The organism is Halobacillus sp. 12SKB (assembly GCF_052941655.1).
The window spans coordinates 2,713,902-2,727,313 of the sequence record NZ_JBRFWR010000001.1 but is presented as its reverse complement, the minus strand read 5'-3'; the positions used below and the strand labels follow the sequence as shown (position 1 = coordinate 2,727,313).

The window sequence follows — 13,412 nt, the reverse complement described above, 5'->3', positions numbered from 1 at the left end:
CATCGCTCTATCCTATTAATCCATCCCTCATTCTATGAAACAAAGTTTCCAGGTCATCTTTTCCAAATCGCTGCATATAGTGTGATATAGCCCGTCAAGGACAACTCCCCTATCTGAATTGATCCGTGTTTCCCAAGCCAGTTGGATTCATACGTCGTATGGGTTCTTCTGGCTTTTTCTAATGTGAAAGGGTGTGATGAGTGGTGACCGCCGCATTGGAAGGCATCCGTGTCCTCGATTTGACCCGGGTTCTCGCCGGCCCTTATTGTTCGATGATCCTTGGAGATCTCGGAGCTGAAATCATTAAAGTCGAAGCTCCCGGAGGTAGTGATGAAACCCGTACGTGGGGACCTCCCTTCAAAGAAGGGGTGAGTGCCTATTATCTTTGTGCCAACCGGAATAAAAAGAGTTTGACGCTCGATCTGAAGTCTACGGAAGGAAAAGAAGTGTTGGAAAAACTCGTCAAGGAAAGTGATGTTGTCATCAACAACTTCAAGACGGGAACGATGGACCGGCTCGGGGTCGGGTATGACCATTTAAAAGATCTCAACCCCCGCATCGTTTTCTGCTCGATTACGGGTTTCGGAGAGACAGGGCCATACAAGCATCTCCCCGGCTATGACTTCATCATCCAGGCGATGAGTGGTTTGATGAGCATTACGGGTGACGACCAGTCGGGTCCGCAGAAGCTGGGTGTGGCTATTACCGACATTCTCACCGGCCTGTATGCCTGCATCGGAATCCAAACGGCGCTGTTGGAACGTGAACGATCAGGAGAAGGTCAGAAAATCGACCTATCTCTATACGATTCTGCCGTCAGTTCCCTCATCAACATCGGGAGCAATTTTTTAATGACCGGAAAAGTACCGGAGCGGCTCGGAAATCATCATGCCAATATCGTGCCGTACCAGACGTTCCGATCCTGTGACGGTGAAATGGTCATCGCTGTCGGGAATGACCGTCAATTCGCTCAATTATGCTCGATCGTCGGACAACCTTCACTTGCTGCAGAACCTCGTTTTTCTACGAATGCAGGCAGGGTGGAAAACAGGGAGGAGCTTTCGAGGATTTTACAGGAGCGGTTTTTGAACGAGGATACAGCTTACTGGAAAAGCCGGTGCCAGGAAAAACAAATCCCCTTCGGCCCGATTCAATCGCTCGCAGAGGTTTGTAAAGATGAACAGCTGAAAGCCCGGGACATGTTCCTCACCTGCAAGCATCCAAAAGCAGGTGATGTGGAGATGATCGGAAGCCCACTGAAACTATCCCGAACACCGGTGGATTACAGGCAGCATCCCCCGGAAGCGGGTGAACATACAGAAGAAATTCTTACAAGGCTCGGGTATGACAAAAAAACGATCCGTCAATGGAAAAAGGATCACAAGGTTTAAGGAGTGAACGAAATGAACTTCGATTTCAGTGATGAGCAAGTCATGTTAAGAAAAGCGGTCCGGAGTTTCGTCGACCATGAAATCATGCCCTACATCGGGGAATGGGATGCGAAAGGACATTTTGATCAGCAGACGTTGAAAAAGCTTGCAGCGCTTGGACTGATGGGGGTCTGCATTCCTGAAACCTACGGAGGAAGTGGGATGGATTACAATTCCCTCGCTATTGTCTGTGAAGAACTCGAGCGCGGAGACACGGCCTTCCGTACAGCTGTCAGCGTCCACACCGGCCTGAACAGCATGACCCTTCTGCAGTGGGCGACAGAGTCACAGAAGCAGAAATACTTAGTTCCGCAGGCCAAAGGCGAAAAAATCGGTGCTTTCGGGTTGACGGAACCTGCGGCAGGCTCTGATGTGGCCGCATTACAGACGACCGCGACGCTCGACGGAGACCATTATGTACTGAACGGACAGAAAACATGGATTTCCCTCTGTGATGTGGCGGATCACTTTTTAGTGTTTGCTTATACGGATAAAAGCAAGAAACATCACGGCATCTCCTGTTTTATTGTAGAGAGAACTTATGGAGGCTTTTCCTCCAAAGCGACGAAAGGAAAGCTGGGCATACGCGCTGGGAATACAGGCGAATTGTTTTTTGATCAAATGAAGGTACCGAAAGAAAATCTGCTCGGCAACGAAGGGGATGGCTTCAAGATCGCCATGTCCGCTCTGGATAGCGGCAGGTTCACGGTGGCAGCAGGCGCCTGCGGACAGATCATGGCATGTCTTGAAGCGAGCGTGGACTACTGTCATGAGAGAGAGACATTTGGAAAAGAAATCGGAAAGCACCAGCTCGTCCAGCAGATGATCGCGAAAATGGAAGCAGGCCTGCACATGAGCCGTCTCCTTGTCTACCGGGCAGGTGCGTTGAAGAACAAAGGGGTGAGAAATACCAGAGAAACCTCGCTCGCGAAATGGCAGGCGTGTGATTTTGCCAACCAGGCGGCGGACGATGCCGTGCAGATTCACGGAGCTTATGGTTATTCCAATGAATATCCTGTGGAGAGGTATTTACGGAATTCCAAAGCCCCTGTGATTTATGAGGGGACGAGGGAAATCCACACCATTATGCAGGCGGAATATGTTTTGGGTTACAGGAAAGACAAACCGCTCAGTCATATGCTTCCGGCGTGGGAAGGTTAAATCGAAGAGATGTTTTGGATAAACGAACGTGCGTGAATGATTCACGCACGTTTTTTCATCCCTTTTTTCACTACGGTTTCGACACCGCTTTCACATCATAAAAAGCCAGCTTTGTTTGCTGACTTGTTGAAGATCTATTTATTTGCGTTTGGTCTTTACAAATCCTAATATCATGCAGCTGGCAATCGATATCATAGGACCATTTGTTAAAACCGGGTTCCCTCCCCAACCAATTGCTGGTCCATCCTCTCCTGAAATGGAGGACACGACATGGGCAGCTGATATTTTTATTGCTGTGATCAGCTCAGCAATAGAGTAAACAAGGACTCCGGTCAATAAAGACATCCCTATTCATAATATTCCTAAAGCACGATCATTCATATAACTTCCCCCTTGATTTATTTAAGGTGTGCGCACGCTAGCACACGAACATAGATCAAGCTCTCTAAAAAAATCTTTAACTTTAAAAAAAAGGGGAAGAACCTTGATCATTTTTCTTATAAAGCAACCCTTTTTTATCAAGAGCCTCCTCCATTTCATCTGCTAATGGAACATGTGGCCCGATGACAAATTTCCAATCCTGCGCTATTAGGAACGCTTCCCTCTCTCTCAATTCTCGTAATTCTATAAAGTCTTCCATCGACCTTTTCACAGGTTCCGTCGTACTTCTGGCTAATTGATTTCGATAATGTCTGATAAAATCTTTCTCCGTACACCCATTGACCTTTATGAAATGTTTCTTTAAGTTCCTCATCACGTAATTACTTTTCTTACTTTCGTTTACTCTATGTCCAACATGGTGAATATGCTTTAAATCGTGGCAGGACCTGCACAAACACTGGATTTCCTTTAGTATCAAAAGAAACTTGTCTTCATCATATTCCCACACTTCATGGGCATGAAGTTTCTTTTTATCATAAAAGCCACAAATTTGGCATTGATCATCGTTTTCCTTAAGAACATGACCGCGCACAGAATTCCATAAGGACCGGGGGATTGAGTCTCTTACCGTTCGGTTCTGCGCGTATGGAGGCTTTCGGATTTCTATCGTTAACCTGAATTCAGGCATAGCAAACTCCCTCTCTTCCTCTATCATGTAAGCAACCTTCATTGAACCAGAACCATTCATTTCCATTCCAATATAACACTCTGAAACTGGTCCACCAAGTAGATGGAAAGGGGATGAATCAACGAATCCCATGATCGTCCTGTATAAGTGCTCTGCTTCCTGTAAATAAAGAATGAGGACAGGCAGAAATCCCGGGCTATTGCCATATAAAAAAGGGAATTTATGTTAAAGTAATGAAAGGAACAAGAGTGTAAATCATATAGCCTTGTAGAAAATAAGGGCTCCTAATGGAGAGGGGAACGAATGAGTGAAATACACGTTAGATTTTATTTTAGCTGTCACTTTGAATGGTTTTTCATATTTTATAGCCAGCCTCCTTCTTGGTAACGGATTATTTTACTGGCAGGCTTTCATCATTGGGTTTTCCGTCGTTTCTCTCGGTGCGTTGACAGAAGCCTTCGGCAGTCCCATGTGGTTGATCGTCGTCGTCCCCTTCCCGGTAGGTATGTTCTTACTTTACTCTTTTCTTAACGTCACTGTCCCTTTTTGGTTTCTAACCTACATCCTTACGCTCACCATCTACACGCTTATCCATATACCGATGAGCTATTTTTTCCATTTCCATTCTTTGATTCCAGCTTGGAAACTTTCGAAAATTTAATCGCTCCCCTCATAGATCGAAGCACACGTAAAGCAGCTCTACGCCAATGGCACGGAGCTGCTTTTTGATCGTAAAACCGTATCGCAAAAATAGCATGTTATGTATCCTTCTGCATAAACGTTTAAGAAGGAGGCGATGCGTGTGGGAGATTTAATACCTTTTCCTAAAAAAGAACCTGCAGAAGTCATCGTTCTGACACCGGAAGAAAGACAGGAATTCGCGCACCTGACCTATGAACTGATGAAAGAAGACAGACTCATCCCTTTTTTAAGAATCAAACGCCGCCTGAAAAAATTGATCAAAAAAGGCCTTGAACGTGCAAAACAACAAGATTTCGAGAAGTGAGGATCCTCCCGCCGGCATCTACCCTTTCCAAATGAACGAACTATCATCCTGCATCTCTATATTTGGATGCTGGTTCAGCTCTTCTACAAGACGGAACAAGGCTTCATCTTTTTGTTTCGCTTCAATCATGCAGTCAATTTGCTCTGTTGAGCCATTCGTTTTCTTTACAAATTCAAGGAACATATCCAAATCAACGAAATCCGCATGACTTTTAAATTCCTTATCACTCTTGGGACTCGAAATATGCATTTTCACAGGAAGAGGAGAATGATTCCAAGTATTCACGACACGCGGCCATTGCTCCTCCCATTTCTCCCCATCATTGTTTGCATAATGATGGTGGATATCAAAGACGAGTGGGATGTTCAATTTTTCACAGACATAAAGACCATCTGCTAACGTATAGGACGTATCATCATTTTCAATCATGACGGTCTTTTGAATGCCGGTCGGAACCGATGCCCAATTTTCGATGAACCGCTCCAGCGACTTTTCTTTATCCTTATACCTGCCTCCAAGGTGGAAAACACACCGATGGGTCGGGTCGATCCCCATATGATGGAGAAGCAGATAATGATACTTGAGCACGCCCATCGAAGTCTTGAAAATTCCTTGGTCCGGAGAATTGATGACCACAAAGTGATCGGGATGAAAATCAATCCGCATGTTGTTCTCCTTCGCAAAACCGCCTAATTCTGCAAGTTCCTCTTTGATCGGATTCAAATAATCCCACCCTTGCAATTGTTCATGCGTAGCCAGCGGAACAAGTCGTGAACTTAGTCTGAAGAAGTGAATGTCATGGGCTTTATTATGTTTCAGTAATCGAAGACAGTTGTGAAGGTTTGATTTCGCAATCCGCTCAAGCTTCCGTTTGGCTGCCTCTACATCTCGAATTTCCGAAAAACGTTTATAGGTCATCGTTTGAGATGGGGAAGCATTTTGCAAATGGACACTCATCGCTACATATCCGAGTCTAAATAGTGTCATGTTTTTCACCTGCTCCCTGTTTTTCCATAGTTTAGCCAAGAGGGTCGTTCCTTATGTAGGTATGGAGTACTCCAGCAGGTAAGACCTGCTTCTATCTGTTTTTGACTTTTTCCTTGTCTGCCCCATCTTTAACATCTCCTCCCTTTTTTCAAAAGGATAAGGAAATACACAACCCCATCACTACTAAAGGTAAAAATACAAACAGCATGATCCACAATTTCACATTCCGCTCATCAGAAAAAAAGCTTCTTCTCGTAATATAAATGTAGGCAATCAGCCCTAACAACCCTATGACCAGAAATAAAGCAGACATTCCCAAACCCTCTTTCTTCACCTGTTGTAGATAAGGTTTTACGGACGTCCTTCATGCTCACGAATTTCATAGAAACCGTGTGTGATCCCTGGTTACAGGACAGATCCGTGCGATAGATGAAATAACATCAACGTGTGTCATGGGCTCATCATTCGATTTCCTGCACATCGACGAACTGCGCCTGGACAATAAACCTCTCCGGGGCACTCCCTATGAAATCGAATGGATAACAGGTCGTGAGTGTAAGCGTCGGATCCTCGTGATCGACGATGACGGACCGATCGTCTTCATCTGTGACCCACGTTTTCTCCACTTCATACTTGTACCGTTTTCCTTCATACTCATAAAACAGGGGGGCTCCTTTTTCGATTTCCCCGAGCTGGGTAAAAACGGTCTCCCGATGACCGCTCAGGACGGTATGACGTTTCTCATCTGGTGTCGTGGTCCATTGACTTATGAACATGCCCACCCCTTGATGAAGCGATTCTTCATCGGTGCCCCAATAAGTAGCATAGCCTTTATTTAAAAAGGGGATGATCAGCCGCCCTACTTTCTCCCCATCCTCAAACTTTTGGATTTCATCCGAATAAGTAGGTGGTTTCGGTTCATCATTCTTTTTCATTACCAAGGGCTGGGTTTTCTCTGACTGATCATAAGACTGCCATTCCTTTATTTCCTCTTCTGTCACTTTTTCAACAGCCTGGGTGGAATCCCACCATTGAAATGTGAAGTAAGCCGTACACGAAAACCCGATAACGACAAACAGAAACAGAACTTTGTTAAGCATAATGACCTCCTCGTCAAATGAAGGATGAAAGAGCCAGGCCGAAGCCCAGCTCTCATTTCACTGTACAGACCTCTTTCTCATGAATAGAACACTTCCAGCAAACAGCACCATCGTCGCGCCAAGGAACGCATACATGACATTCGGGCTTGCTGTATCAGGAAGTTCCCCTCCAATGGCTTCTTCAATCGGTTGAGCCTGATCCAATACCTCTTGTGGGATTTGGATTTCTCCGACACCATTGAAGTTTTCCAGCGTCATTTCTGTCTCTTGAGTAATAGGCATGGGCTGGCCCTCTTCTGTTTCGATTTCCATTTCCAATAGAATGTGGCTGGAGGTTAAATAATGATTCTCTTTGTCTATGTTCATTTTATAGGTCACATCTTTGATGGAGATTTTATCAAGGATTTCTTCACCCAATTCCTTCAACCCTTGCTCACCTTCACTGGAACCCATTCCCTGTTGAAGCATTTTCATCGACATTTCCAAAAGCTTCTCCCCATCTCCCTCATAGTGAAGAACATAGGAACCGTCACTTTCTTCCACACTCATATCTCCGGCTAGAGGGAGCGCCTGCGCCATCTGACCTTCAGCGAGCATAGAAGCCATCATTTCCTGGCTTGAATCACCGGACAGCTGCACCCACCCTTGTCCTGGAAGTTCACTGTAGTAGCCTTCTTCTGTAAAATAAGACTCCGTCGTCTCTCCTGCCAATTCAGTCTTCATATAAAAGGCGAAGGGATCCATCGTCACATCAGCCATGGTTTTTGTTTCCATTCCCTCTCCTTCATTCATCATCGGCATTTCAGCCTTTGATACTTGTTTCATCGAATAACTATCAAGATTCTTCATGGCTTCATTCGATTTCTTTAACACTTCTTCTGCCGTCATCTCCGCAGCGAATACTTGAAGAGGAAACAGGAACAACACCAGAGCACTCAATAACAGCAGGTTACATTTTTTTAACATCCAAACACTCCCGAATTTTATTCGGTAAAAAAAGAGGCTGGTCTATGTAGAGACAAAGGCTGACTTTAACATCCCACAATTTTCCACCTACCCCTCTATATCCTTCAACCCTCAAAAATAAACACATGATTCCAAATTTCCCCCTAAGGTTCTATTCTTTTTTCATACAAGGTGTACATAAAAAAGCAGACCATGAATAATGTGATGGTCTGCTCCCTGCTTTTGTATTTTCCTTTTCATAACCAATGCGCCTATTCCATTGTCTCAATATATAAAGTTCCGTCCGAATTGACCTGGGCAACGAGGACGTCTTTCCGGTTAGACACCCCATAGGACTGCAAGCGATCTTCCAACCAGGATTCACTGTAACCACTCGCATTCAACTGATCAGGAAGCACTTCCCCCTGCACCATGACGACATGTGAAAACGTGACAGGATCAGGGTCAAGCTTCAAGTCGAGAGGGGTTGCAGGGGAAAACTGTGCTTTTCTTAGAACGCTTACAGATCCGTCCGTTTCCAAAATAGCTGTCTGCACATCACTGAACTGGAACACACCTGCTTTCCTTAATTCAGCGATGAGTTCGTCGACGTTGAAACGTACTTTTTTCATATTCTTGATAAGAATTTTCCCGTTGTCCATTAATAGAGTAGGCTGACTGTTCACCAGTTTCCTGATCGCCAGACTTTTCAGTGTGAGATAGTCGATGAGAAGGACAAGGGAAGCAAAGGTAAGCAATCCAAGAGCTCCCCTTGAAAGCGTCACATTATCTGAAAGGAATGTTGTGGCTGTCATTGAACCAAGCGTAATGCCTGCGATAAAGTCGAAAAGCGTCATTTGTGAGATCAGCTTCTTGCTTAGAATCCTTGCTAAAACGTAAAGTATAATAAAAACGATGATTCCTGTTCCGACGAACTCCAACCACTCACCCATAGGCACCCTCCTCCTCTTCCTTTATTATTTCTTTTTCTGTCACATTTATGTTGATCAGGAAAAGTTCGAGCATGCGTTTTCCAAAACAAAAAAACAGTAACCCTTGAACGGTTACTGTCCTGTGTGAATCAGCCTTCTCTCGGCTCAGGTAAATATTTCGTGAAAAATGCTCCGGTGATAAAGCAGATCCCCAGAGTAAACCAAGTGATTATGCCCCCAAATTCAAAGAGATAGGAAAACAAGGCTACTAATGGTGCCACAACGAAAGCGCCGGGAGTCACATAGCTTTTCCACCCATACTCTTTTTTAAGATTTTTCCTCTTCTTATAGATCAAATAGATATAACCCACGACCAAAACAGCTGTTATGATCAGCATGAAAAATTCCAGCATCGAATCCCCCGTCATTCATGTTTTTTTAAATATGATTGTAGATAATCACGGTATTCCCTGGTTAAGTCTGCGGGGATCTTTTTCATAGAAAAGAAAGAGACGTCACGGGATTCTTCAACATCAACTTCTAATTTCCCCACGTATTCATTCGCCTTATAGACAGCCGTAACCGAGTACAGTTCATCCCCATTGGAAACCTTGAAGAAGTATTCCTCCCCTGAAAAGATATCCAGAAGTTCAAGCGCACCTAATTGAAGACCTGTTTCTTCTTTCACTTCACGGCGTGCGGTTTCCTCCAGACTTTCACCAAGCTCCATTAAACCACCAGGAAGTCCCCACCCGCCGTCTTTACGATGTTGAAGGAGAATTTCCTGCTGGTCATTCTCGATGATCACCACAGCTCCAGGTAAAATTAATGGTCTTGTCCCGACTTCTTTTCTAAGCTCTTTAACATAGTCCATCCAGAATACCTCTCCTCATTGAATTCATTCACCTCAAATGAGCCGCCATTTGTATAAGCCTTAATTCTGAGACTTTGAATCCCCGCTTTATCTTTAATCATTCAAAAAAAATCATCGCTTATGTATTTTTGTCCACACTCATGATGTAATCTGCGTAAATAATGCTCCATAACATAAAGGCAATATTAATTTTGATAGTGTAGAAATCACTGATAACATGCGTTCAATAACCCTTAGGTAAATGCGATGGCATTTACTAAAAGAAGTCTTTTTATCCCCATGAACTCCTCTCCCTTTTGCTTCACGGGATCATTAGCGCGCCGAGCACGAACACACCGGCAATGTAAAAGCCGATCAGAGATCCCCAGGACAATGGTTTGCTCATGAACACGACGATTTTCCGCAGCCAGCGGAATAATGCATACATCACTAGAAACAAGAGGCTGTAGCCAATAAAGCTCCATCCCTCACCAATGAGGATGACCATCGTGTTATGAAAAAGGGTGAACAACAGCATGAACAAAAGAAACCATAGTTCTTTGAACTTAGCAAAATCACTTTTTCGTTGTTGTTTTTCCTGGTGCATCGATAATCTCCTTCCTTGTTAAAACGCTGTCATCAAGAGTAACTTTACCACTCCCAGATCAGGCTAGTCAAAGTGGGCACGAAGGATTTGTTTAAACTTCTGCTCTTCTTCCAGATGAGGGTAGTGATTGCTTTGATGGAACAGGTGAAGAACAGCCCCTGGGATACCTTCTGCGATTTCCTCAGAATAAGAGGGCGGGCATTGAACATCATACTTACCCGATATGACTACCGTTTCCGCCGTAATAAGACCCAACTTTCTTGTCACATCAAAGGTATGAAGCTCCCGTGCAAAGAAGTTCATCCGGACCGCTGACATCTTTTTTTCAACCGGTCGACGAAAGTAATGCTCATAATTATGAGGCTTCCATAAGGAAAACTTTGTCCGTTCCATCGTCAGCTCTTTTCTTTTTTCCTCCGAAAGATCCTGCTTTTTCAACTGCTCGATCAGTGATTGCATGTCATCGAATTTCGGGTGCGCTTCATTGTAGATACAATCCTCTGAAAAAGTCATATACTCGCGCGCTGCAGCATTTGCAATAACTAGAGTTTCCAGGCTTTCTGAAAAATAGATCCCGTAAACGACGGCAAGCATCCCTCCCGTTGAATGCCCTGCAAAACTCCAATAGTCATATCCCAACGCTTTCCGGATCTCTTCAAGATCTAAAACGCTGTCAAGCATTGTCAACTCATGAGGAGAGGATGCTTTGTCCGTCCTGCCGCACTCTTTCAAGTTGATTAAATAGACCGTATGGCTAACCACAAAAGCTTCTGCAAAATAGTCCCCCGTTTCATTGAACTCTGAATACAAATGGGTGACAGCAAGCGGAGATCCTTGTCCTTTTTCGAAAACTTCAAAGGTTCCACGGTCTGTTTTCACCATTGTCCGTTTCCATGTCATCTTCCCTTCCCTCCCTTATTCAATGTACTTCTACGATATCATACATGAAAGTGTTTCATGTTTTTCCGGTACCTGGCAAAGGAAAACCGCGATTTGGTACGAGTTTCAACTTAAATATAATTGTAAAAGGATGCAGCAGGAAGAGAGAGGTACGTGGAACCAAACCGGTAGCCCGGGTGCCGGTTTGCTGCACCACCATAAACTTGAAGACATAACGTTTGATAGATAAGACGTGCTCTGAAATAATAAAAAGAAAACAATGGAACGGGGGTTTACTTATGGAACGATTTATCCGCTCCGATCAGTATCACTTTATAAAAAATCAGGCTCACAACCTGTTGAATGGTCATATGACAACGAACGATGCTTCTGTCACCCAGGCTCTCCAATCGATCACGAACGAAAAAGTGTTGGAATTATTTACAGAGCTCTCACCAGAGCAGGAGCAATTGATTGCTCAAGCGAGTGACGTCAAAGACGAGACCGATGCGATCCTCTACTTCTCCCGCTTGAAGCAGTATGTCGTTCCTTTTCCAAAGCTGTCTCAAGCCGATATCCAACGGTTGTTCCCGAAAGTGAAAAAATTGAGAGTGCCTACGATCCCTGATGAAGAATGGGCAGAACTCTCCTACATTGGATGGAACGATGCAGCAACAAACCGAAAATATATCATTACGACGGTGGATGGCCAACTGACAGGGGTGTACGGCCATTACAAACCACTGCGGCAAAAGAGCATTTGTTCGATTTGCCACGAACATGAAAAGGTGGGCATGTTCACGGCTACCTTCAAGGGGGAAAATGACGAAGAAACGATCAGCCGCGGCAATTATATCTGCCATGACAGCAGGAAATGCAATGAAAACATCCAGTCCCGTGAACCGCTCGAATCCTTTGTTAAACGCATGAAATCATAAAAAAAGCAGGACCTTTCCAAGCGGAAAGGTCCTGCTTTTCTATTATTGCTGTTCTGGTGAGTAATCCGGAGCCACGGCTTTTCTAATGAACAAAGCAACGACGAATGTGAGAATCGCAAGACCTAAAGCAAACCAATAGGCTTGATGGACTCCTGCTGTCATCGCTTGATCCATGACCTCACCTGTCACTTCTCCGGATTCATTGTTCAAATAACTTCTTTCTCCCTGGCTCATGATGCTTACGAATATGGAAACGCCGAGCGCTCCTCCGATCGGCTGCAGCGTATTTGCGATCGCCGTTCCGTGTGGATACAAATGCTTAGGCAGTTCATTCAACGCATTGGTCTGTGACGGCATAAGAACCGCAGAAACCGCCAGCATCAGTAATACATAAGCAAGAATAAAAGACCAAACGGGAATCGAAGGATTGATATTGCTGAAGAAGAGCATGACACCGACGAGGACCAATGTACCTGGAATGATCAATTTTCTTGGGCCGAATTTATCGAAAAGTGTACCCATGACCGGTGACATCAGGCCATTGAGCAGTGCTCCGGGAAGCAGCAACAGCCCGGCGGTCTTAGCGGAAAATCCTAATGGCCCCTGCAAATACATCGGCATGACGATTTCAGAAGCGAACATCGCCATGATGACAATGACGAAAATGGTAATTCCTCTCGCATAGCTTTTATACGTAAACACTCGTACGTCCAATAATGGTTCTTCTAATTTCAATTGTCTTAGGACAAACAAAATCAAACTGAGGAAAGCGACGCTTAAAATGATGATGATATTGATCGAAGAGAATCCCTCTCCACTTTCCCCTGCGCTGCTGAACCCATAGACGATCCCGCCGATTCCGATGGATGATAATACGATTGAAATGATATCCGCTTTCGGACGCGTCACTTCTCCTACATTCTCCAAATACTTGACGGCAAATAATATCGAAAACAAGGCAAACGGAATGACGGTGATGAACAACCATCTCCAGCCCAGGAAGTCTACGATGACTCCGGAAAGCGTCGGACCGATCGCCGGTGCAAACATGATGACAAGACCGAACGTCCCCATGATCCGCCCGCGGACTTCCGGTTCATAAAGCAGTAATAATGCATTCATAATGACAGGGATCAGCAAGCCGGTTCCCACCGCCTGAATCATCCGTCCTGTCAAAAGCATGGGGAAGTTCAAAGCCGATGCAGCTATGATCGTTCCGGCTAAGAAAACCGTCATAACTCCGATGAACATTTGTCTCGTCGTAAACCATTGGATCATTAACGCGGAAACCGGCATCAACACACCCATCACGAGCATGAACCCGGTGGCCATCCATTGGACCGTCGGCGCATCCAGCCCGAACACTTCCATCAGTTCTGTAAGTGCAATGTTAAGCAGCGTCTCATTCAGGACGGCAAAAAATGCACCGATCATGAATGTAACCAGTATGATCTTTCTATTGTATTGCTTTTCCATCTCTATCCCTCTACTTCTCTATATTTAAA

At 44.7% G+C, this 13,412-nt stretch carries 17 protein-coding genes; 5 read left to right on the top strand and 12 right to left on the bottom strand.

The features are described 5' to 3' along the window. Positions 1–203 precede the first annotated feature (203 nt). Together ACQ4XT_RS13385 and ACQ4XT_RS13380 are read left to right on the top strand one after the other, a co-directional pair. A complete protein-coding gene (locus ACQ4XT_RS13385) occupies positions 204–1,391 on the top strand; it encodes a CaiB/BaiF CoA transferase family protein (RefSeq protein ID WP_446854092.1) in 1,188 nt (395 codons plus the stop codon). 12 nt (positions 1,392–1,403) lie between these two features. Next, positions 1,404–2,591, top strand: a complete 1,188-nt coding sequence (locus ACQ4XT_RS13380; RefSeq protein WP_446854091.1) for an acyl-CoA dehydrogenase family protein — start codon at positions 1,404–1,406, stop codon at positions 2,589–2,591. 138 nt (positions 2,592–2,729) lie between these two features. Here ACQ4XT_RS13380 and ACQ4XT_RS13375 read toward each other — a convergent pair whose 3' ends face one another. Together ACQ4XT_RS13375 and ACQ4XT_RS13370 are read right to left on the bottom strand one after the other, a co-directional pair. Further along, on the bottom strand, positions 2,730–2,936 hold the full coding sequence (locus ACQ4XT_RS13375; protein WP_446854090.1) for a hypothetical protein: 207 nt from the start codon (positions 2,934–2,936) through the stop codon (positions 2,730–2,732). 118 nt (positions 2,937–3,054) lie between these two features. Continuing rightward, complete coding sequence (locus ACQ4XT_RS13370; RefSeq protein ID WP_446854089.1) at positions 3,055–3,792, bottom strand: hypothetical protein; 738 nt, start codon at positions 3,790–3,792, stop codon at positions 3,055–3,057. A gap of 175 nt (positions 3,793–3,967) precedes the next feature. On the opposite strand from ACQ4XT_RS13370, the gene ACQ4XT_RS13365 reads away from it, so the two are divergent. After that, positions 3,968–4,321: a hypothetical protein gene (locus ACQ4XT_RS13365; RefSeq protein ID WP_446854088.1), complete on the top strand. Its 354-nt coding sequence runs from the start codon at positions 3,968–3,970 to the stop codon at positions 4,319–4,321. Positions 4,322–4,462: 141 nt separating this feature from the next. Next, a complete protein-coding gene (locus ACQ4XT_RS13360) occupies positions 4,463–4,666 on the top strand; it encodes a hypothetical protein (RefSeq protein ID WP_446854087.1) in 204 nt (67 codons plus the stop codon). A gap of 18 nt (positions 4,667–4,684) precedes the next feature. Here ACQ4XT_RS13360 and uvsE read toward each other — a convergent pair whose 3' ends face one another. The 9 genes from uvsE to ACQ4XT_RS13315 all read right to left on the bottom strand — a co-directional run bounded on the left by uvsE (position 4,685) and on the right by ACQ4XT_RS13315 (position 10,990). Beyond that, entirely contained in the window at positions 4,685–5,653 is a 969-nt protein-coding gene (uvsE, locus tag ACQ4XT_RS13355; RefSeq protein WP_446854086.1) for a UV DNA damage repair endonuclease UvsE, read from the bottom strand. Positions 5,654–5,801: 148 nt separating this feature from the next. Continuing rightward, positions 5,802–5,966, bottom strand: a complete 165-nt coding sequence (locus ACQ4XT_RS13350; RefSeq protein WP_446854085.1) for a hypothetical protein — start codon at positions 5,964–5,966, stop codon at positions 5,802–5,804. Positions 5,967–6,114: 148 nt separating this feature from the next. Beyond that, the gene (srtD, locus tag ACQ4XT_RS13345; RefSeq protein WP_446854084.1) at positions 6,115–6,753 is read right to left on the bottom strand and encodes a class D sortase, LPxTATN-specific; all 639 of its coding nucleotides are present in this window, start codon (positions 6,751–6,753) and stop codon (positions 6,115–6,117) included. Between the two features lie 57 nt (positions 6,754–6,810). Beyond that, positions 6,811–7,719: a DUF6612 family protein gene (locus tag ACQ4XT_RS13340; protein WP_446854083.1), complete on the bottom strand. Its 909-nt coding sequence runs from the start codon at positions 7,717–7,719 to the stop codon at positions 6,811–6,813. 251 nt (positions 7,720–7,970) lie between these two features. Beyond that, complete coding sequence (locus tag ACQ4XT_RS13335) at positions 7,971–8,651, bottom strand: DUF421 domain-containing protein (RefSeq protein ID WP_446854082.1); 681 nt, start codon at positions 8,649–8,651, stop codon at positions 7,971–7,973. 128 nt (positions 8,652–8,779) lie between these two features. Then, complete coding sequence (locus ACQ4XT_RS13330) at positions 8,780–9,043, bottom strand: hypothetical protein (RefSeq protein WP_446854081.1); 264 nt, start codon at positions 9,041–9,043, stop codon at positions 8,780–8,782. A gap of 11 nt (positions 9,044–9,054) precedes the next feature. Next, positions 9,055–9,504: an NUDIX hydrolase gene (locus ACQ4XT_RS13325; protein WP_446854080.1), complete on the bottom strand. Its 450-nt coding sequence runs from the start codon at positions 9,502–9,504 to the stop codon at positions 9,055–9,057. Positions 9,505–9,805: 301 nt separating this feature from the next. Further along, positions 9,806–10,090: a hypothetical protein gene (locus ACQ4XT_RS13320; RefSeq protein ID WP_446854079.1), complete on the bottom strand. Its 285-nt coding sequence runs from the start codon at positions 10,088–10,090 to the stop codon at positions 9,806–9,808. A gap of 63 nt (positions 10,091–10,153) precedes the next feature. Further along, positions 10,154–10,990 carry an alpha/beta fold hydrolase gene (locus ACQ4XT_RS13315; protein WP_446854078.1) on the bottom strand — a complete coding sequence of 279 codons (837 nt, stop codon included), beginning with the start codon at positions 10,988–10,990 and terminating at the stop codon, positions 10,154–10,156. 278 nt (positions 10,991–11,268) lie between these two features. Here ACQ4XT_RS13315 and ACQ4XT_RS13310 point away from each other — a divergent pair, with 278 nt between their 5' ends. Further along, on the top strand, positions 11,269–11,907 hold the full coding sequence (locus tag ACQ4XT_RS13310) for a FusB/FusC family EF-G-binding protein (RefSeq protein ID WP_446854077.1): 639 nt from the start codon (positions 11,269–11,271) through the stop codon (positions 11,905–11,907). A 42-nt stretch (positions 11,908–11,949) separates the two neighbouring features. Here the strand turns inward: ACQ4XT_RS13310 and ACQ4XT_RS13305 are convergent, their stop codons facing one another. Further along, on the bottom strand, positions 11,950–13,383 hold the full coding sequence (locus ACQ4XT_RS13305; RefSeq protein ID WP_446854076.1) for an MDR family MFS transporter: 1,434 nt from the start codon (positions 13,381–13,383) through the stop codon (positions 11,950–11,952). Positions 13,384–13,412: the final 29 nt, after the last annotated feature.

What these genes read in the sequence shown, in the direction of transcription:
- ACQ4XT_RS13340 (WP_446854083.1), bottom strand. Translation starts at nt 7,719, where the DNA reads ATGTTAAAAAAATGTAACCTGCTGTTATTGAGTGCTCTGGTGTTGTTC.
- ACQ4XT_RS13320 (WP_446854079.1), bottom strand. Translation starts at nt 10,090, where the DNA reads ATGCACCAGGAAAAACAACAACGAAAAAGTGATTTTGCTAAGTTCAAA.
- ACQ4XT_RS13370 (WP_446854089.1), bottom strand. Translation starts at nt 3,792, where the DNA reads ATGGGATTCGTTGATTCATCCCCTTTCCATCTACTTGGTGGACCAGTT.
- ACQ4XT_RS13305 (WP_446854076.1), bottom strand. Translation starts at nt 13,383, where the DNA reads ATGGAAAAGCAATACAATAGAAAGATCATACTGGTTACATTCATGATC.
- ACQ4XT_RS13350 (WP_446854085.1), bottom strand. Translation starts at nt 5,966, where the DNA reads ATGTCTGCTTTATTTCTGGTCATAGGGTTGTTAGGGCTGATTGCCTAC.
- ACQ4XT_RS13375 (WP_446854090.1), bottom strand. Translation starts at nt 2,936, where the DNA reads ATGTCTTTATTGACCGGAGTCCTTGTTTACTCTATTGCTGAGCTGATC.
- ACQ4XT_RS13315 (WP_446854078.1), bottom strand. Translation starts at nt 10,990, where the DNA reads ATGACATGGAAACGGACAATGGTGAAAACAGACCGTGGAACCTTTGAA.
- uvsE (WP_446854086.1), bottom strand. Translation starts at nt 5,653, where the DNA reads ATGACACTATTTAGACTCGGATATGTAGCGATGAGTGTCCATTTGCAA.
- ACQ4XT_RS13310 (WP_446854077.1), top strand. Translation starts at nt 11,269, where the DNA reads ATGGAACGATTTATCCGCTCCGATCAGTATCACTTTATAAAAAATCAG.
- ACQ4XT_RS13335 (WP_446854082.1), bottom strand. Translation starts at nt 8,651, where the DNA reads ATGGGTGAGTGGTTGGAGTTCGTCGGAACAGGAATCATCGTTTTTATT.
- ACQ4XT_RS13325 (WP_446854080.1), bottom strand. Translation starts at nt 9,504, where the DNA reads ATGGACTATGTTAAAGAGCTTAGAAAAGAAGTCGGGACAAGACCATTA.
- srtD (WP_446854084.1), bottom strand. Translation starts at nt 6,753, where the DNA reads ATGCTTAACAAAGTTCTGTTTCTGTTTGTCGTTATCGGGTTTTCGTGT.
- ACQ4XT_RS13330 (WP_446854081.1), bottom strand. Translation starts at nt 9,043, where the DNA reads ATGCTGGAATTTTTCATGCTGATCATAACAGCTGTTTTGGTCGTGGGT.
- ACQ4XT_RS13380 (WP_446854091.1), top strand. Translation starts at nt 1,404, where the DNA reads ATGAACTTCGATTTCAGTGATGAGCAAGTCATGTTAAGAAAAGCGGTC.